The organism is Streptomyces noursei, assembly GCF_001646665.1.
GTDB classification, from domain to species: Bacteria; Actinomycetota; Actinomycetes; order Streptomycetales; family Streptomycetaceae; genus Streptomyces; species Streptomyces lavendulocolor.
Genome location: NZ_LWBU01000366.1, coordinates 41,190 through 59,730 on the forward strand (window position 1 = coordinate 41,190; position 18,541 = coordinate 59,730).

The following is an 18,541-nucleotide window of genomic DNA, read 5'->3' on the forward strand; positions in this document are numbered from 1 at the left end:
CGGCCCCGCCGTCGTCATGCGGTCACAGCCCCCGGCGGGGAGCCGGTGGCAGGGCCGCCGGCACGTGGTGCTGCCCGGTGTGCCGGCGCACCCCGACCGGCTGCCACCCCGCACCCGGGTAGCCGCCGGGCTGCGCCTGGTACGTGCCGGTGCCGCCCGACCCGAACGACCCGAAGGTGCCGAAGGCCCGGAACTCCAGGTCCTCCTCGCCGCTCCGGTCGCCGGGCAGGGTCCTGAACGACCTCAGGTACTCGGAGTACAGCGCGTCGTAGATCGGCGTGGCCGACGGGGCGGACAGACCGTCCTGCGTGGAACGCATGGCCGGAATCTGCTGGTACGGCTGGCGGGAGGGCTCGTAAGCGTGCACGTATGAGCCAACGACCTCACCGCCCTTCGGATGCGGCCCGGGGCCGGAATACGCCGCGCCCGGCACGGGCGGCGCGTACGCCTTCCGCGTGCCGGGGCGTACGGCCGGGGCCTCCACGGTCCGGCCCTCCTCGGCCCTCGAGTGCATCAGGTGCCGGCCAGCGGCATCGCCGCCGCGACCAGCCGGCCGTTCGCCGCCGCCTTCTCCAGCGCGTCGCGCAGCAGGTCCTCGCGCGGCTGCTGGCCGATGGAACCGACCGGGGCCGCGAAGACCAGCACGGTGTGCGACTTGTTCGCCGCCGCGCGCCAGCCCTCGGTGACCTGAAGCGGCTGGTGCGCCTGCCACCAGGCGACCGGGCTGCCCCCGCCCGTCCCCGGCTGGAGGATGGCGTGCAGCTGCCCCATGGCCAGCAGCACCGACCAGCCGGCGATCGGGCTCGGCCGGTGGTTGACGTCGCCCACCGGCAGGAAGCCCTGCTCGATCAGCAGCGGCAGGAACTCGTCGCCGTCGCCGGCCGAACCGGGACGCGCGATGGGCGCGGTCGGCTCGACGACGAGAGCCGGGTGCAGCTCGTTGTCGATCAGCACCAGACCGCTGGTGACGCCCAGGACGGCCTGCTCGCCGACGGGCGCGGTGGCGGCCGGGGCCGCCGCCTGCGCCTCCGCCCCGGTGATCGACCGGACGGCGCCCTGGAGCTGCTCCTCGGCGACCTTGACGACCTGGGAGGGGATGCAGGTGGCGTGGGCGAAGGCGAGGACGGCGGTCTCCTCGCCCACGAACAGGACGGTGCTGGTGCGCTCCTGCTCGGAGTCGCCCGGGGTGCGGCAGGAGGTGCAGTCGTAGCTGCCCGGGGCGTTCTCGCCGGCGAGCAGCCGGTCGGCTTCCTCGTCGCCGATCTCGGCGCGTACGTCCTCGCTGACGTCGAGCATGCGGGGCACGGGTGGCTCCTCGGACTCTGTGCGTGCGATGCCGGGCGGTTCCCGGCTCGTCTCATGAAGAGTTCAACGGATGAATTGCGGCCGGAGTCACGGGTCGAGCCGCTCCTCGGTGCGTCGGCCGACCGGGTGGGGTCCGGCCGCCGCCCCGCGCGGCGCCCGCGCCCGGCGCCGCGACCCCCTCCAGCATGGTCCGATGCCGAAGATCCGCTTGTGGCCGGGCGCACTGCCCGCCGTGCTGCTTCTCGCGTGGGGAACGACGGCCGCGGCCGCGGCGCCGGCCCCGTCCGGCGCCCACCCGCCACCGCCCGCGCCCGGGCCCCGCGCCCAGCCCGCGTCCGCCGCCGACTGCACCCGCGACCAGTGGCCCTGGGGCTGCGTCGCCGACTGCGAGAGCGGCGGCCGGTGGAACCTGAACACCGGCAACGGCTACTACGGCGGGCTGCAGTTCAAGCAGTCCACCTGGGAGACGTACGGCGGCCTCGCGCACGCCCGCCGCGCCGACCTGGCGACCCGCGCCCAGCAGATCGCCGTCGCCGAGGAGGTGCTGCGCTGGCACGGCTGGAAGGCCTGGCCCACCTGCTCCAAGAGGTACGGGCTCGCCGGCCGCGCCCACACCGTGCAGTCCGGCGACACCCTGACCGCCGTGGCGCGGCGCTTCAAGGTGCCGGGCGGCTGGAAGGCGCTGCACAAGGCCAACGGGAAGGTCGTGGGCGCCGACCCGGACCGCATCCGGCCGGGGATGCTGCTCGCCCTCCCCGGGCTCAAGCCCGCCCCGAAGGCGGCGCTCCGGCCGCCCGCGGCCGGGAAGTGAACTCGGCCAGCTCACCGCTGAAGGACACCGTCCCGCGCCGCAGTTCGTGCGCGAGCGTCCCGCCGGGCAGACCGGCCGGCGGGCGCTGCTCGGCCACCACGACCGCCGTGCCGAGCCGGGCGCACAGGCCGCTCAGCACGCGGTAGGTACGGGCCGCGACGGCGGGCGACATGCCGAGCGCCGGCTCGTCGACGAGGACGACCCGCGCGGGCGCCAGCAGGGCGCGGGAGAGCGCGAGCATCCGCCGCTCGCCGCCGGAGAGCGTGCCGGCCGGGCGGGCCAGCAGCGGACGCAGCTCGGGGTAGGTGTCCAGGGCGGGCGCGGCGTCCCCGCCCCGGGCGCTCAGCGCCAGGTTCTCGGCGACCGTGAGGGTCGCGTGCAGGGCGCGGCGGTCGGGCACGAAGCACAGGCCGCGGCGCGCCCGGCGGTGGGCGGGCAGCCGCGTCACGTCGTCGTCCTGCCACAGGACCCGTCCGGCGCTCAGCGGCACCGTGCCGGCGAGGGCGCGCAGCACGGTCGTGCGCCCCGATCCGTTGCGCCCCAGGAGCACCGTGACGGTGGCCCGCGGGACCGGCAGGTCGACGCCGTGCAGCGCCTCCAGGGGGCCGTAGCGGACCCGGGCGGCGCGCAGCGCCATCTCGACGCTCATGACACGATCCGCCCCGCCTCCATGACGTGCACGGTGTCGGCGACGTCCGCCACCAGGTCCGGGTCGTGCTCGACGACCAGCACGGCCGTCCCGTCCGCCGCGAGGGCCTTGAGCACCCGGGCCAGGGCGGCGGTCTCGGCGGCGTCCAGCCCGGCGGCGGGCTCGTCGAGCAGCAGCGTGTGCGGCCGCCCCGCCACGGCGCGGGCCACGTCGACGCGGCGCAGGGTGCCCGTCGCCAGACCGCCGGCGGGCAGGTGGCGGACGCCGGTCAGGCCGAGCAGCCGCAGGGCGCGTTCGACGGCGTGCGGATCGTCGCGCACGCGGCCCTGCTCGCCGCCCACACGGACGTTGTCCTCCACGCTCAGGGACGGGAACACGGCCGGCTCCTGGAACGTCCGGGCGACACCGAGCCGGGTGCGGGCGTGCGCGGGGCGGCCGGTGATGTCGGTGCCGTCCAGGCGGACCCGGCCGGCGGAGGGCCGTTCGGTGCCGGCCAGGCAGTGGAACAGGCTGCTCTTGCCCGCGCCGTTGGGCCCGACGAGGGCGGTGACCCGGCCCGGCGCCACCAGCAGGTCGACCCGGTCGAGGGCGGTGAACTCCCCGTAGCGGAGGGTCACACCCAGCGCCTCCAGGCCCCGCGCGGGCGGCGCGGGCGGTGCGGGGTGCGGCGCGGGGCCGGTGGCGGGTGGTGCGGGCGGGTGCGGGGACGCGGGCACGGGGGCCGCCGCCGGACGACCGGGGCCGGTGCGGCGGGGCCGGGGCGGGCCGGGGGAGGACGGGAGCAGCGACGCCAGCGGCGGCACGCGGGCGGTGAACGCGGCCAGCAGGCCGATGACGGCCGCCGCGGCGCCGCCCCGGGCGCCCGCGTCCAGCCCGACCAGCAGGGCCGCCGCGACCAGCGGGGACAGCAGGCTGTCGGCTCCCAGCACCAGGACGGCGGCGAACCACAGCAGGCCGCGCACCGGGTCGTACGCCGCGGGGTCGAAGGCCTGGACGCCCATCCCCAGCAGGCCGCCGCCCAGCGCCGCCAGGGCCGCGCCCGCCACGAAGGCGAGGAGCTTCAACCCCGGCACCCGTACCCCCGCCGCCCCCGCGCCCGCCTCGTGGTCGCGCAGCGCGGCCAGCGCCCTGCCCGTACGGCCCCGGCGCAGCGCCGCCACCAGCAGCAGCGCACCGGCCAGCACGGCGAGCTCCACGGCGTAGTACGCGCGGTCCGACGCCAGGCCCGCCGGGCGCGACAGGACGAGGCCCGCCGTCGCGTACGGCTGCGCGAACACGAACCGGCTCACCGCCACCCCCACCGCCAGCGTCGCCAGCGCCAGGGCCAGGCCGTGGCGCCGGATCGCCGGCCAGCCGGTGAGCAGGCCGAGCGGCGCGACCAGCACCACGGCCGCCAGCAGCGCGGCCGGCTCCGCCAGGCGCGGCAGGCCGGGGAAGCGGCCGGCCGCCAGCAGCGCGGTGAACAGCGCGCCCAGCCCGGCGTACGCCGCCTGCCCCAGGGCGATCTGCCCGCCCCGGCCGGTGACCACCACCAGGGACAGCAGGATCACGGCCAGCGCCGGGACCTGGACGGCCGTCCTGAGGTCGTCCCCGGCGAGGCCGAGCGGCAGCAGGAACAGCACGCCCGCCGCCACCCACAGCCCCGGCGGGACGCGCGCCCCCGCCGTCGACGCGCGCGGCAGGGCGTCCCGCGCGCCCACCCCCGGCAGCACCAGGGCGGCGACCAGCAGCGCCACGACGAACAGGTTCGTGGCCACGGCCTGCACCAGCGGTCCCGCCCAGCCCTCCGGGTGGAAGCGGGTCAGCTGGGCCTGGGCGACCCCGACGGCGAGGGCCGTCCCCACCGCCACCGGCAGGCTCCGCATCCGCGCGGCCACCGCCACCGCGATCACCTCGACGACCAGCAGCGGGAGGCCGTACGGGTCGAGCCGGACGTACGGCGCCAGCAGCACGCCCGTCAGCCCCGCCGTGAACGACCCGAACGCCCACCCCGCCGCCGCCACCCGGTCCGCGTCGATCCCGCCCAGCGCCGCGAGCTCCCGGTCGTCCACCACCGCCCGCAGGTCGCGCCCCGGCCCCGTCCACCGGGTCACCGCCCCGACCGCGACGGCCACCAGCACCACGGTCGCCAGCTGCGCCCACGGGTCGTCGCCCAGCAGCACCGGCGCGTCAGCCCGCGCACCGGTGCCCCACACCAGGGCGGCGCCGCCGACCAGCAGCACGAACACGCCGATCGACGCCACCAGGGTCGTGGCCGGGTCCGGGCCGAGCACCGCCGCCGGCCGGAACACCGCCCGGTCCAGCACCAGCCCGATGCCGGGCGCCACGAGCAGCAGGGTCACGCACGCCGCGAGCGGCAGCGGCCACCCCCACTCCACCACCAGGTTCCGCAGCACGTACGCGCAGACCATGGCGACCGCGCCGTGCGCGAGGTTCAGCACACCCGTCGCGCGGTACGTCACGATCAGCCCGATCCCGGTGAGGGCCGCCGCGCTGCCCACCGCGAGCCCGGCGAGGACGAGGTCGTAGGTCAGCGACGACACCGGGGCGTCAGCTCCCCGGCTCGCACACCGGGCACGGATCCAGCTCCGCGTCCCCGGCCGGAACGGCTTCCGCCCGGCCCGCGACCAGCGGGCAGTCCGGCCGGTGCGCCAGCGTGCCGCCCGGTACGCGCACCGGCGGGGCGTCGGACGAGGGGCGGTCCGGGGCTCCGGCGGGCTCCTGCTCGGCCCCGTCCGCCGGAGGGCGCCGGAGCGGCACCCCGGCCCCGAGGACCGCGCCGGCTCCCAGGACCGCGCCGGCCGCCAGCACCGCGCCGGCCACGATCAGCGCGGCGCCCGGCACCGTGCAGGACGCCAGGTAGGGGACCTGCCGCTCCGCGAAACGCTCGCCGGACACTCCGTACCAGCCGACGACGCACAGCACCGCGCCGGTGGCGGCGGCCGCGATCCCGCCCCACCACAGCACCCGTGACGTCGGCATCCCGAACCCTCCGGCTGGCGATGTATGGCGATTCCTTGCACTATGCCCAAGAAGGCCCAAGAAGGCACAGACCCCGGAATCCGGTGGTGAGCCAGATGGTCCACATGCGTTCCCGCAAGCACCCCCGCACCACGGCCCTGGCGGCGGCCGCCGTCCTGGTCCTGGTACCGGTCGCCGCCGGCTGCGGCGACGACGAGGGCAGTGAGCCCGGCAGCTCCCCGGCGCCCACCGCCACGGTGACCCAGGGGCAGAACCAGCCCGCCGACCCCGCCGCGGCCCGGGCGGAGATCGAGAAGAACTGGGCGACCTTCTTCGACCCGGACTCGTCGACCGACCAGAAGGTCGCGGTGCTGGAGAACGGCGACCGGATGCGGCCCGTGCTCCAGGCGTTCTCCGCCAGCCCGCAGGCCGCCCAGACGTCCGTCAAGGTCAAGCAGGTCACCTTCACGTCCGCCACGGGCGCCGACGTCACCTACGACCTGCTGGTGGCGGGCAACCCCGCCCTGCCCGACTCCAAGGGCACCTCCGTGCACCAGCAGGACACCTGGAAGGTGTCCGTGAAGACGCTGTGCGCCCTGGTGAAGCTCAGCCCCGATGCCTCGGCCGTACCGGGCTGCTGAGACCCTCCTGCTGGCGGCGCTGCTCGTGTGCGGCGCCGCCTGCGGCAGCCGCCTCCCCGAGAGCGACTTCACGACACGGCCCCCCGCCCCCACAACCGGTGGCGGGGAGCCCATCCGCGTCGGCATCATCACCGGCGCCACCAGCCCCGTCGGCGGCGAGGCCCTCACCGGTCCCCGCGACGGGGCGCTGGCCTACTTCGCGGCCCTCAACGCCCGGGGCGGCGTCGACGGGCGCCGTGTGGAGGTCACCACCTGCGACGACGGCGGCAGCGGCGTCGGCAACGACGCGTGCGTGCGCGACCTGGTCGACGGAGAGCGGGTCCTCGCCCTGGTCGCCACCACCGCCCTCGACTACGCGGGCGCCGCGCGGGTGTCCCGGGCGGGCGTCCCCGACATCGGCGGCCAGCCGCTCGGCCCCGCCTACGACACGTACCCGCACCTGTACGGGATCTACGGCAGCTCCGCCCCCCGCACCGGGGCGGCACCCGGCTGGGACGGCATCCTCACCGGCGGCACCGAGGTCTACCGCTGGTTCAGGCGTGAACTCGGCGCCCGCACCGCCGCCGTCGTCGCCTACAACCAGGCGGCGTCCGCGTCCTACGCCCGCCTCGTCACCGAGGGACTGAGGGCGGAGGGGTACCGGGTCGTCACCGAGCAGGTCGACTTCGCGCTCCCCAACTACCGTGCCGTCGCCGCCGACCTCCGCGAACAGGACGTCGACGTCGTCTTCGACGCCCTGGACGCGCACGGCAACGCCCGTCTGTGCGCGGCGATGGACGCCGTCGGCGTGACCGTCACCGCCAAGGTCACCAACGTCCAGAACTGGAACCAGGACGTCCCACGGGACTACAAGGACGCCCCCCGCTGCCGCAACGCCCTCTGGGCCACCGGCTCCAGCCGCAACCACGACGACGCGACGCACCCCGCCGTACGGGAGTTCCGGGACGCCATGAAGGGCAGACCGCTCTCCCAGTGGGCCCTGGAGGGCTGGGCGGCCGCCATGTGGTTCACCGACGCGGCCAGGTCCTGCACCAAGGAGGGGCTCACGCGCGCGTGCCTCGAACGGTTCGTCAACCGCCCCGAGCCGTACACCGCGCGGGGACTGCTCCTGCCCGTCCGCTTCGAGCGGCTCCCCGAACCCCCGAAGACCCGTCACACCTGCCTGTCCGTGGCCCGTTGGCAGGACGGCAAGGGCTGGGTCACCCGGGGCGGTGACATGGACGACAACTGCGCCACCGTGCCCCAGCTGCCCTACCGGCCGTGACCGTCCCCACCCCGAGGAGCCGAGTAAAGTCGCCTTCTGACGACGAGCCGGTCCACCGGACCCACCGGACCGGCCGGGTCCACCGGACCGACCAGAGAACCGACCATCGGACGAGACCTCGGACACGTCCGGACCAGGGGGACGCGGCGACGCGATGCATATCTCTTTCCTGCTGCACAACGCCTACGGCATCGGCGGCACGATCCGCACGACCTTCAACCTCGCCCGGGAACTGGCCGAGCGGCACGAGGTCGAGATCGTGTCCGTCTTCCGCCACCGCGAGGAACCCACCCTCGGCGCCCCCGCCGGCGTGACCATGAAGCACCTGGTCGACCTGCGCAAGAACAGCCCCACCTACGACGGCGCGCACCCCGACTACAAGAAGCCCGCCAAGGTCTTCCCGCGCGGCGACGGCCGCTGGAAGCAGTACAGCCGCCTCACCGACGACCGGATCGCCGCCCACCTGAGGACCCTTCAGGCCGACGTCGTCGTCGGCACCCGGCCCGGCCTCAACGTGCACATCGCCCGCCAGGCCCGCCGCGGCCCCGTCCGCGTCGGCCAGGAGCACCTCACGCTCGACAGCCACGGCTACCGGCTGCGCCGCGAGATCGGCCACCGCTACGCCCTCCTCGACGCCGTCACCACCGTCACCGAGGCCGACGCCCGCTCGTACCGCACCAGGCTGAAGCTGCCGGGCGTACGCGTCGACTCCGTCCCCAACAGCGTCCCCGCCCCGAGCGTCGAGCCCGCCGACGGGACCGCCAAGTGGGTCGTCGCGGCAGGCCGGCTCACCCGCGTCAAGCGGTACGACCTGCTCGTCGAGGCCTTCGCCAAGGTGGTCGCCGCACGGCCCGACTGGCGGCTGCGGATCTACGGCTCCGGCGACGCGACGGGCAACGAGAAGAACGCGCTCCGCGCCCTGATCGAGACCCGCGGGCTGCACAACCACGTCTTCCTCATGGGCACGGCGAACCCGCTGGAACCCGAGTGGGTCAAGGGCTCCATCGCCGCCGTCACCTCCCGCCTGGAGTCGTTCGGCATGACCATCGTCGAGGCGATGCGCTGCGGGCTGCCGGTGGTCTCCACCGACTGCCCGCACGGGCCGGGCGAGATCATCGAGGACGGCGTCGACGGGCGGCTGGTGCCGGTCGGCGACGTGGACGCGATCGCCGACGCGCTGCTCGCCCTCATCCAGGACGACGACCTCCGGCGCCGCACCGGGCAGGCCGCCCTCGCGGCGTCGCAGCGCTTCGACCCGGTACGGATCGCCGAACGCCACGAGGCGCTGTTCGCCGAGCTGGTCGAGCGGGGCGCGAACGGCCGCTCGCGCGGCCGGCTCCGCGACGCGCTGCACCGCACCCGCGGGGCGGTCCTGGACGCCGCCTACTCCGCGCGCTACAAGGCCGCCGACGTACTCCGGAAGGGGAAGCCCGCATGAGCGACACCACCGGCCCGGCGACCGCACCCGCCGCGCCGCCCCGCGCGGACTGCGTCGCGGACCTCGCGGGGGGCCTCACCTTCGACCTGCCGGCCGCCGGCACGACCGGGCCGGTCCTGGTCCTGCGCAGGCGCGGCGGCTCCGGCGGCCCGGCGGACGAGACCCGGCTGCCGCTGACCCCGGCGGGCGAGGGACACGTACGGGCGGTGCTGCCCGCGACCGTGCCGCTCGCCGAGGGCCGCTGGGACGCGTACGTCGGCGAGCGGGCCGTCGAACCGGGCATCCGCGACCTGCGGACGCTCGTCGACCGGGTGCCCGACGAGCCGGACGGGGTGCGCGTCCGGCTCCCGTACCCCACGGCGGACGGCCGGCTCGCCGTGCGCAGCTGGGTGCGGCGGCCGCACGCCGAGGCGGGCGACATCGTCCTCGGCGAGGGCGTCTGCACCGTCGAGGGCACCCTGTACGGGGCGCGCCCGGGCGCCGGCGCGGTGGCCGAGGCGCGGCTGGGCGGCGAGGTCCACCGGTTCCCGGCCGAGGGCGGCGAGGCGGGGGCGTTCGCCTTCACCGTCCCCTACGAGGTGCTCGCCGAGCCGCCGGTCACGGCCGAGCGGCTGTGGGAGCTGTGGCTGCGGCCCGGCGCGGACGCGGAACCGGTGCGGGTCTCCCGCCTCCTGGACGACGTCTGGGACCGGAAGAACGTGTTCGTCTACCCGGTGCACCGGGGCGAGGGCTACGGGGCGGCGCCCTGCTACACGACCGACAACGACCTCTGCGTCCGGCTCACCCCCTGACCGGACCGGTCATCGAGGACCGTACCTGTCCGCGACCGGTGGCACACTCGCCCCATGTTGGAGACCTCGGCACGACTGCTGCGCCTGCTGTCCCTGCTCCAGGCGCACCGCGAATGGTCCGGCGCCGACCTCGCGGAGCGACTGGGCGTCACGCCCCGCACCGTACGGCGTGACGTCGACCGGCTGCGCGAGCTCGGCTACCCCGTCAACGCCAGCCCCGGCACGGGCGGCGGCTACCAGCTCGGCGCGGGCGCCGCGCTGCCCCCGCTGCTGCTGGACGACGACGAGGCCGTCGCGGTCGCCGTCGGGCTGCGCACCGCCGCGGGCAGCGGCATCGAGGGCGTGGGGGAGACGTCGGTGGGCGCGCTGGCCAAGCTGGAGCAGGTGCTGCCCGACCGGCTGCGGCGCCGGGTCGGCGCGCTGACCACCTTCACGGTGCCCATGCTGCGGGCGGCGGAGTCCCCGGTGGACCCCTCGGTCCTCACCGAGCTGGCCACGGCCTGCCGGGACAGCGAGCGGCTGCGCTTCGAGTACCGCGACCACGGCGGTTCGGCGACCCGGCGGACGGTCGAGCCGCACCGGCTGGTTTGCACCGAGCGCCGCTGGTACCTGGTCGCCTGGGACGTGGACCGCGCCGACTGGCGCACGTTCCGGGCGGACCGGATCGACCCCAGGCCGCCGCACGGGCCGCGCTTCCCGCCCCGTACGCCGCCGGCGGAGGACCTGGCGGCGTACGTCTCCGAAGGCGTCGCCAGGCGGGTGTACGCGGCGCGGGCGGTCGTCCGGCTCCACGTCCCGGCCGCCGAGGCGGCGCGGGTCGTCGGCCCGATGGACGGCGTCCTGGAGGCGGAGGGGGAGTCGACGTGCCTGCTGCGCACGGGCGCGGCGAGCCTCGACGTCCTGGTGATCCACGTCGCGCTCATGGGGCTGGAGTTCGAGGTGGTCGAGCCGCAGGGTCTGGAGGACCACGTACGGGTGCTCCGGGACCGCCTCTCCCGGGCACTGGACCGGTCCGCGTAGCCCGCCCCCGGCGTGCCGGGGACATGTCGGTGCCATGGGGGAATTGTGCGGCGACTTCGTGAAGGCGCCGCCCGGCGGCAATTATCGTGACGATATGCCGAAGCGTTTTTCCGGTGCCGTGGCAATTCGCGTGCGCACCGGTGCGCGAACCGGTTCGCGGCCCTGCGGAATTCCCCCGGCAAGAGGCGGGGGAGTGGGGGCGGAGTCCCTCACGGGTGAAGTGGGCCTTACTGAACACATGTCGTGATCCTGTGACACAAGCGTGACCGCCGAGGTACGTGAGGATGGTGGGGCGATGTGCCGCCCGCGGCTTCCGTCACTGTCCGCCGCGGCCTACGGTGAGGGGCATGGCACCGATTCCGAGCTCTGACGCCCAGCCCGACGACACCCCCGAGTCGTACGTCGGCCTCGACGAAGCCGCGGCGGAACGGCGCGCCCGCTCCCACGGCTGGACCACCGTCCGGTCGCTGCCGCCCGGCACGATCATCACCCTGGAGTTCCTGGCGGGCCGGATCAACTTCGAGGTGGCCGACTCCACCGTCACGCGCTGCTGGGTCGGCTGACCGGCACACCGCCCCGCGCACGAGAAGGGCCCCGGCTCTCCCGAGCCGGGGCCCTTCTCGTGCCGCGTGGTCGTCCTCGGCGCCTCAGCCGCCCGTCACGGGCCGTGAACGCGGTGGCCGGCGGCTGCCCGCCGGGGTGACCGGCGTCCGCTCCGAACGCACCACCGCGTGCGGGCGGGGCTGGGTGAGCGTGGTCCTGACCGAGGGGCGCGCGACGCCGCCCGACGCGGGCACCGCCTCGCGCACCGGCTCGTCGTCCGCGCCGACCGGCCGCTGCCGGTACATCGCCGGCCGGGGCCCGCCGGCCGCCACGGGCCGCGACGGCACCCGGCGGCGGCTCGCCCGCACCTTCTCGCGCACCGCGAGGACCATCGCCTCCGCACGGCCGATCAGCGGCTCGCACCACGGCAGCCCGAGCAGGATCAGCAGGCCGGCGGCCCAGCCGAGCAGGACGTCGCTCAGCCAGTGCGTACCGAGGTAGACGGTGGTCAGGCCGACGCCCAGGGCGACCACGGCCGACAGGGCCGACAGGTAGCGCCTGGCCCGGGGGGTGGTGGCGAGGTACGCCAGGATGCCCCAGGTCACCACCGCGTTGGCGGTGTGGCCGGAAGGGAATATATCGCCGCCCGCGAACATCTCGGCCGAGCCGATCTGCGTCGCGTAATGGGGGCCCAGCCGGCCCAGGCCGAGTTTGACCGCGCCCACCGTGACGTTGAGCAGCAGCAGGGCGGCGCCCAGTGCCAGCAGCGGGCGCAGCGTGTGCTGCCGCCAGGAGCGCCAGCCGAGCCAGGCCGCCACCATCACGGCCGTCGGGCCACGCTGGCCCAGCACCACGAAGTAGTCCAGCGTCGCGTGCAGCTCCGGCCACTGCTGATAGGGCCGGAAGAGCATGACCTTCCAGTCGAGGGTCACCAGCCACGACGAGACGAGCACGGCCACCACGATGGCGAGGTAGAACGCCGACGTCCCGCCGAAGAGGGCGAGACGGGTGCGGCTCATCCGCGGGATCTCAATCTTCGGCGGTTCCGGCTCCCGGTCCAGACGGGCAAAGATGTCGGTACGCACCCAATCGACGTTACAGGGAGTGAGTGTCGGCCCACGCCGATCCGCTCCCTTCGTGATGACGATGTGATGTGGAGTGCGTCTCAGCCGGGCGCTTATTCCTTGCTTATCCATAAACCTCGGGGGCCGGGGCCCTATTGCCGCAGGGCCGCTGGGGGGAAGCGTGTTTGCGTGCCACGGGAAATGGCCGGAAGCGGCCCACGGCCGGAATTCCCTCCGTCCCGCCGCCGGCCGCCTCCCTCTGGTACGCGCCCCGGCGCGCCCCCGCGCGGGCCGGCCGGAGTGGTGTACGCCACACCCCCGCTGATGCCCCGTGAGAGATGGGCCACGCGCCACCGGCCCGGACTCGCGTACGCTGACGGCTCACTCGCCCGTCGATGCCGGGCCCCCCGGAGGTCGTCCCCCTCCGGCCGGTGCCCACCGAGCGCGAGGGATACGTCTGTGGTCTGTGGGAGGTACGTACATGTCCGTGACGACCACGGCCGGAGCACGGCTGCGTGCCACCGGCGGCGGTGCCAACCGCTGGGTCGTCCTCGTCGTCCTCTGCGTCAGCCTGCTGCTGGTCGCGCTCGACGCCACCGTCCTCCATGTCGCGGTCCCCGCGGTCACCGAGGACCTGCGCCCCAGCTCCACGGCGCTGCTGTGGATCGTCGACGCCTACCCGCTGGTCTGCGCCTCGCTGCTGATCCTCTTCGGCACGCTCGGCGACCGGGTCGGGCGCCGCCGGGTCCTGCTCGCCGGTTACGGACTGTTCGGCGTGGCCTCCGCCGTCGCGGCCTTCGCCGACACCCCCGCCGTGCTGATCGCGGCCCGCGCGCTGCTCGGCGTCGGCGGCGCCATGATCATGCCCGCCACCCTGTCGATCCTCCGCGCGGTCTTCCCCGACCGGCGCGAACGCGCCACCGCGATCGGCATATGGACGGCCGTCGCGGCCGTCGGCGCCGCGACCGGACCGGTCCTCGGCGGCTTCCTGGTCGAGCACTTCTGGTGGGGCTCGGTCTTCCTCATAAACATCCCCCTGATGGCGCTGATCCTGCCCCTCGGCCGCTGGCTGCTGCCCGAGTCCAAGGGCAGCGGCGACGGCCCCTGGGACGTGCTCGGCGCCCTCGTGGCGGCGGCCGGTGTGCTCGGCGTGGTCCTCGGCGTCAAGCGGGCCGGTGCCGGCGGCCCCGTGCTCGGCGCGGAGACGGCGCTGCCCCTGCTCCTTGGCGCGGCACTGCTGGTGGCCTTCGTACGGCGGCAGAGGCGCCGCGCGCACCCGCTGATCGACATGCGGATGTTCGCCCGGGCGGCGTTCACCACCTCGGTGGGCTGCATCGTCCTCGCCATGCTGGCGCTGGTCGGCCTGGAACTGATCGCCGTCCAGTACCTCCAGCTCGTCCTGGGGCTCACCCCGCTCGAAACCGGGCTGCGGCTGCTGCCGCTCACCTTCGCCGCCATGGCCGCCGGCGCCACCGGTTCGTTCACGCTGCGGCGCGTCGGCCCGCGCCGGATGGTCGGCTGGGGCTTCGTCCTCACCGCCGCCGCCGTCCTGCTGCTCGTGCTGATGGGCCAGCACGACCGGCCGCTGCTGCTCACCGCCGGTTTCGTGCTCCTCGGCTTCGGGCTCCAGACCACGCTGTTCGGAGCGTACGAGTCGATGCTCAGCGAGGCCCCGGCGCACGGCGCGGGCGGGGCCGCCGCGATCGGCGAGACCTCCTACCAGCTGGGCGCCGGCATGGGCATCGCGCTGCTCGGCAGCGTCATGAACGCCGCGTACGCGCCCGGCCTCGCCGGTGTCCCCGGCGTCCCCGCACCCGCCGGAGCGGCCGCCGCCAACTCGCTGGGCGAGGCGTACCAGGTCGCGGAGCGGCTCGGCGGCCCGGCGGGCGAGGCTCTGCGCACCGCGGCGCGGCACTCCTTCGTGCACGGCCTGCACGTCACGCTGGCCGTCAGCGCGGGGCTGCTGCTGCTCGGCGCGCTGATGGCGCTGCGGCTGCCGCGCGTGATGGACTGCCGTCCGGACGCCGACGCCCGGCTCGGCGGCGCCGACGGCGCGTGGCCGGAGCAGGAGGGCGCCGCCCGTCCGGGCGCCGCGCCCGTGCCCCAGGTGCCCGCGCGGCGGGAGCCGGCGGAACCGGCCGGTTCGGGCCGTACGGCCGGGCGCCGGGCGTAGGGCACACTGCCGGTGTGGCGTCCGCCGCCCGGTCTGGACGCAGGCCATCCGGCGTCGTAACGTCGGCGGCGCTGGATAACTAACACCGCTAGTTTTAGTGCCGCCCCGTGCCGCTCGGAGGTCCTGCCATGTCCGCATCCGCGAAGCTCCCGCCGTTCGACGCCGGCGACCCCCTCGGCATCGACGACCTCCTCGACGCCGAGGAGCTCGCCGTCCGCGACACCGTCCGCACCTGGGCGGCCGACCGGGTCCTGCCGCACATCGCCGAGTGGTACGAGAAGGGCGAACTGCCCGGCATCCGCGAGCTGGCCCGCGAACTCGGCTCGATCGGCGCGCTCGGCATGTCGCTGGAGGGCTATGGCTGCGCGGGCGCCAGCGCCGTCCAGTACGGACTCGCCTGCCTGGAACTGGAGGCCGCCGACTCCGGCATCCGCTCCCTGGTCTCCGTCCAGGGGTCCCTCGCCATGTACGCCATCCACCGGTTCGGCTCCGAGGAGCAGAAGCAGCGCTGGCTGCCGTCCATGGCGGCGGGCGAGACCATCGGCTGCTTCGGCCTGACCGAGCCGGACATCGGTTCCGACCCGGCCGCGATGCGGACGTACGCCAAGAAGGACGGCGGCGACTGGATCCTCAACGGCCGCAAGATGTGGATCACCAACGGATCGGTGGCCGGGGTCGCCGTCGTGTGGGCGCAGACGGACGACGGCATCCGCGGCTTCGCCGTCCCGGCCGGCACCCCCGGCTTCTCGGCGCCGGAGATCAAGCACAAGTGGTCGCTGCGCGCCAGCGTCACCAGCGAGCTGGTCCTCGACGACGTACGGCTGCCGGCCGACGCCGTGCTGCCCGGCGTCACCGGTCTCAAGGGGCCGCTCAGCTGCCTGAGCCACGCCCGCTACGGAATCGTGTGGGGCGCCATGGGCGCCGCGCGCTCCTCGTTCGAGTCCGCGCTGGAGTACGCGCGGACGCGCGAACAGTTCGGCAGGCCCATCGGCGGCTTCCAGCTCACCCAGGCCAAGCTCGCCGACATGGCGCTGGAACTGCACAAGGGCATCCTGCTCGCCCACCACCTCGGGCGGCGGCTCGACGCCGGGAGGCTCCGCCCCGAGCAGGTCAGCTTCGGCAAGCTCAACAACGTCCGGGAGGCCATCGAGATCTGCCGCACCTCGCGGACGATCCTCGGCGCCAACGGGATCTCGCTCGAGTACCCCGTCATGCGGCACGCCACGAACCTGGAATCGGTGCTCACCTACGAGGGCACCGTGGAGATGCACCAGCTCGTGTTGGGCAAGGCGCTCACCGGCCTCGACGCGTTCCGGTGAGCGGCCTCGCCCGCTAGGGCCTTTCGTTTGGATCAGGCTGGATCGGTGAGCGGGGTCTGGTGCGTGCAGATGCAAGGCGGAGGAGGGAGCCACTGCGGAGCATTGGCGACCGACGACAACGCCGCAGATGTGCGTGCCAGGGCACGCGAGCCCAGCAAGATCCGAACGACAGGCCCTAGCTCTGGTTGAAGAAGCCGTCCTGGGCGTGGGTCCCGGGCTCGCCGTTGACGATCTGCGTGTCCGCCGGCGTCAGCAGGAAGACCCGGGTCGCCACGCGCTCGATGGAGCCGCGCAGCCCGAAGGTGAGACCGGCCGCGAAGTCGACCACGCGCTTGGCGTCGGCGGGCTCCATGGACGTGAGGTTCATGATGACCGGGACGCCGTCCCGGAACAGCTCGCCGATGCTGCGGGCGTCCCGGAATCCGTCGGGGGACACCGTGGCGATCCGGCGGCCCTCTTCCTGGGCGGTCTCGGAGACGACGCGGACCCGCGGGTCGGTCACCCAGGAGTCGCCGGCGCGGTCACCCTCGGCGTACTCGTCGTCGTAGTAGCGCTCGTCGTTGTCCTCGACGAGGCCGAGCCATGCACTCGCCTTGCGCACCGATCCCATGGACGCCTCCTTTCACGCGGTCACTTGTGGTTCCGCTATCCCTATCGTCGTCCATCATGCGGATCGCGCGCCAAGTGGACAGTCGCCGCGCGAGCGATTCGTGACGGTACTGGTGCAGAGGATGTGGCGATTCGTCAAGGTTCCACGGGCGTACGGCCCCTGGAAAGGGGCCTGCGCGACTCAAATATGACATTCGGGCCGTACGGGTGAGCGTGCGGACGTACGGGTGAACGACACGGCCCGGTACGATGCCCGCCGCGCACCACGCACAACTCACGGGGGAGCACCATGTTCGGGATCGTCAGGCCGTGCACGCACCGGCTCAGCGACGGGCTCAAGACGGAGTGGATGGCCCACCTGTGCGGGCTCTGCCTCGCACTCCGCGCCGACCACGGGCAGTTCGCACGGATCGCCACCAACTACGACGGCCTCATCGTCTCCGTCCTGACGGAGGCTCAGACCGAGCGCGCGCCCGGGGCGCGCCGCACGGCGGGCCCCTGTCCGCTGCGCGCCATGCGGACGGCGCCCGTCGCCAGGGGAGAGGGCGCGCGGCTCGCGGCGGCCGTCTCGCTGGTGCTGGCCTCGGCGAAGGTACGGGACCATGTCGCCGACCGGGACGGGTTGCTGGCGCGCCGTCCGATGGCCGCCGCCGCGCGCAGGGTGGCCCACGGCTGGGACCGGGCGGGCGCCAGGGCCGGGCGCGAGCTGGGCTTCGACACGGCCGTCCTGGTCGACGCGGTGGACCGGCAGGGCGGCATCGAGGCGCTGGCCGGCCCCGGCACGCCCCTGCTGACGGTGACGGAGCCGACGGAGACGGCCACCGCCGCGGCGTTCGCGCACACCGCGGTACTGGCCGGCAAGCCGCAGAACGTGACGCCGCTGGCCGAGGCGGGCCGGCTCTTCGGGCGGCTGGCGCACCTGCTGGACGCCGTGGAGGACCGGGAGGCCGACGCCGCGGCGGGGGCCTGGAACCCGCTCACCGCGACCGGCACCTCGCTCGCGGAGGCCCGTCGGCTCGCGGACGACGCGCTGCACGGGGTGCGGCTGGCCCTGCGCGACGCGGAGTTCGTGGACGACAAGCTGCTGCACGTGCTGCTCGCCCACGAGCTGCGCCAGTCGGTGGACCGGGCGTTCGGCACCGCGACCTGCTCGCACCAGGGGTACGGCGGCGGCGCTCCCCAGCAGGGCGGCGCCCAGGGCCCGTACGGCGGGCAGAACCCCTACGGCGGGCAGAACCCGTACGGCACGGCCGGCCCGTACGGCGGGCAGAACCCCTACGGCGGCGGGCCCGTGCCTCCCCAGGGCCCCGGCCACCCGGGCGGCCCCGGAGGCTCCGGCGGTCACGGCGGTCACGGCGGTCACGGCGGGTACGGCGGCGGGGGGATGCCGCCCGGCCCCGGCGGCCCCGGCGGCGACCCGTCCCGGCCCAAGCCCCGCGGCCTGCTCGCCGGCTGCGCCGCGTTCACCTGGCTCTTCTGCACCTGCCAGATCTGCTGCGCCAAGGAGTACGAGGGCCCCTGGTCCCGCAAGAAGCGCGAGGGCTGCTGCCGCGACTGCGACTGCAACCCCGGTGGCTGCGACTGCTGCTGCCCCTGCGACGGCTGCTGACGGACCGTGAGCCGCCGCACGGCGGTTCGCTTCCCCCGTCCGGGTGTCCCGGGCCCCGGACCGGCCGGCGATCACCCGGAAGAGCGACTTCCGGCCGTTCCGGTGGCCGGTGGGGACGCCCGCGGCCGGCCGGTCCCGGGTGCCACCGACGCCGCCGGCCCGCTTCCGGCCGCGGGCCTCCGACCGGCCGCGTTCCCCCGGTCCCGGTGGCGCGCCGGCAGCGCCCGGGCCGGCGGCCGGGTGGCGGTCGCGCGGCGCGGCGGGGGAGCGGCGGCCGGGCCTGGCCGGGCCGAAGGGCGGTGGCCGGAAGGCGACTTCGTCCCCGGCGCACCGGCGCGGCGCAC

Annotated in this window: 17 protein-coding genes; 10 read left to right on the forward strand and 7 right to left on the reverse strand. The window is 75.2% G+C overall.

Translation table 11 applies throughout. The features are described 5' to 3' along the window. Positions 1 to 22: 22 nt before the first annotated feature. Both A4V12_RS27050 and A4V12_RS27055 read right to left on the reverse strand, forming a co-directional pair. The gene (locus A4V12_RS27050; protein ID WP_423541547.1) at positions 23 to 319 is read right to left on the reverse strand and encodes a hypothetical protein; all 297 of its coding nucleotides are present in this window, start codon (positions 317 to 319) and stop codon (positions 23 to 25) included. Positions 320 to 513: 194 nt separating this feature from the next. After that, the gene (locus A4V12_RS27055) at positions 514 to 1,305 is read right to left on the reverse strand and encodes a hypothetical protein (RefSeq protein ID WP_064072056.1); all 792 of its coding nucleotides are present in this window, start codon (positions 1,303 to 1,305) and stop codon (positions 514 to 516) included. Positions 1,306 to 1,498: 193 nt separating this feature from the next. On the opposite strand from A4V12_RS27055, the gene A4V12_RS27060 reads away from it, so the two are divergent. Then, a complete protein-coding gene (locus A4V12_RS27060) occupies positions 1,499 to 2,116 on the forward strand; it encodes a transglycosylase family protein (protein ID WP_064072057.1) in 618 nt (205 codons plus the stop codon). Here the strand turns inward: A4V12_RS27060 and A4V12_RS27065 are convergent. From A4V12_RS27065 to A4V12_RS27075, 3 genes are read right to left on the reverse strand one after another with little or no spacing between them, the layout of a single operon-like run. Beyond that, the gene (locus tag A4V12_RS27065) at positions 2,067 to 2,765 is read right to left on the reverse strand and encodes an ATP-binding cassette domain-containing protein (protein WP_064072058.1); all 699 of its coding nucleotides are present in this window, start codon (positions 2,763 to 2,765) and stop codon (positions 2,067 to 2,069) included. The genes A4V12_RS27060 and A4V12_RS27065 overlap by 50 nt on opposite strands. Continuing rightward, positions 2,762 to 5,308 (reverse strand): ABC transporter permease subunit, encoded by a 2,547-nt coding sequence (locus A4V12_RS27070; protein WP_064072059.1) that lies wholly within the window; start codon positions 5,306 to 5,308, stop codon positions 2,762 to 2,764. Before A4V12_RS27070 ends, A4V12_RS27065 begins: the two co-directional genes overlap by 4 nt. 7 nt (positions 5,309 to 5,315) lie before the next feature. After that, positions 5,316 to 5,747 (reverse strand): hypothetical protein, encoded by a 432-nt coding sequence (locus tag A4V12_RS27075; protein ID WP_064072060.1) that lies wholly within the window; start codon positions 5,745 to 5,747, stop codon positions 5,316 to 5,318. A 104-nt stretch (positions 5,748 to 5,851) separates the two neighbouring features. Between A4V12_RS27075 and A4V12_RS27080 the strand changes: the two genes are divergently transcribed. The 6 genes from A4V12_RS27080 to A4V12_RS27105 all read left to right on the forward strand — a co-directional run bounded on the left by A4V12_RS27080 (position 5,852) and on the right by A4V12_RS27105 (position 11,443). Next, positions 5,852 to 6,367 carry a hypothetical protein gene (locus A4V12_RS27080; protein ID WP_199831397.1) on the forward strand — a complete coding sequence of 172 codons (516 nt, stop codon included), beginning with the start codon at positions 5,852 to 5,854 and terminating at the stop codon, positions 6,365 to 6,367. Continuing rightward, positions 6,342 to 7,631: an ABC transporter substrate-binding protein gene (locus A4V12_RS27085; RefSeq protein WP_064072061.1), complete on the forward strand. Its 1,290-nt coding sequence runs from the start codon at positions 6,342 to 6,344 to the stop codon at positions 7,629 to 7,631. The genes A4V12_RS27080 and A4V12_RS27085 overlap by 26 nt, the downstream gene beginning before the upstream one ends. A 154-nt stretch (positions 7,632 to 7,785) precedes the next feature. Then, on the forward strand, positions 7,786 to 9,069 hold the full coding sequence (locus A4V12_RS27090; protein ID WP_064072062.1) for a glycosyltransferase family 4 protein: 1,284 nt from the start codon (positions 7,786 to 7,788) through the stop codon (positions 9,067 to 9,069). After that, on the forward strand, positions 9,066 to 9,860 hold the full coding sequence (locus A4V12_RS27095; RefSeq protein ID WP_064072063.1) for a hypothetical protein: 795 nt from the start codon (positions 9,066 to 9,068) through the stop codon (positions 9,858 to 9,860). Before A4V12_RS27090 ends, A4V12_RS27095 begins: the two co-directional genes overlap by 4 nt. Before the next feature lie 54 nt (positions 9,861 to 9,914). Continuing rightward, positions 9,915 to 10,880, forward strand: a complete 966-nt coding sequence (locus A4V12_RS27100) for a helix-turn-helix transcriptional regulator (RefSeq protein ID WP_064072064.1) — start codon at positions 9,915 to 9,917, stop codon at positions 10,878 to 10,880. A 347-nt stretch (positions 10,881 to 11,227) separates the two neighbouring features. Beyond that, a complete protein-coding gene (locus A4V12_RS27105) occupies positions 11,228 to 11,443 on the forward strand; it encodes an I78 family peptidase inhibitor (protein WP_064072065.1) in 216 nt (71 codons plus the stop codon). A gap of 84 nt (positions 11,444 to 11,527) precedes the next feature. Here A4V12_RS27105 and A4V12_RS27110 read toward each other — a convergent pair whose 3' ends face one another. Continuing rightward, entirely contained in the window at positions 11,528 to 12,508 is a 981-nt protein-coding gene (locus A4V12_RS27110) for a phosphatase PAP2 family protein (protein WP_064072066.1), read from the reverse strand. A gap of 460 nt (positions 12,509 to 12,968) precedes the next feature. Here A4V12_RS27110 and A4V12_RS27115 point away from each other — a divergent pair, with 460 nt between their 5' ends. Both A4V12_RS27115 and A4V12_RS27120 read left to right on the forward strand, forming a co-directional pair. Beyond that, positions 12,969 to 14,660, forward strand: a complete 1,692-nt coding sequence (locus A4V12_RS27115) for an MFS transporter (RefSeq protein ID WP_064072067.1) — start codon at positions 12,969 to 12,971, stop codon at positions 14,658 to 14,660. Between the two features lie 128 nt (positions 14,661 to 14,788). Then, positions 14,789 to 15,979: an acyl-CoA dehydrogenase family protein gene (locus tag A4V12_RS27120; protein ID WP_064072068.1), complete on the forward strand. Its 1,191-nt coding sequence runs from the start codon at positions 14,789 to 14,791 to the stop codon at positions 15,977 to 15,979. Between the two features lie 175 nt (positions 15,980 to 16,154). Here the strand turns inward: A4V12_RS27120 and A4V12_RS27125 are convergent, their stop codons facing one another. Then, entirely contained in the window at positions 16,155 to 16,589 is a 435-nt protein-coding gene (locus A4V12_RS27125; protein ID WP_064072069.1) for a cell division protein SepF, read from the reverse strand. A 288-nt stretch (positions 16,590 to 16,877) separates the two neighbouring features. Between A4V12_RS27125 and A4V12_RS27130 the strand changes: the two genes are divergently transcribed. Further along, a complete protein-coding gene (locus A4V12_RS27130) occupies positions 16,878 to 18,197 on the forward strand; it encodes a DUF5685 family protein (protein ID WP_064072070.1) in 1,320 nt (439 codons plus the stop codon). Positions 18,198 to 18,541: the final 344 nt, after the last annotated feature.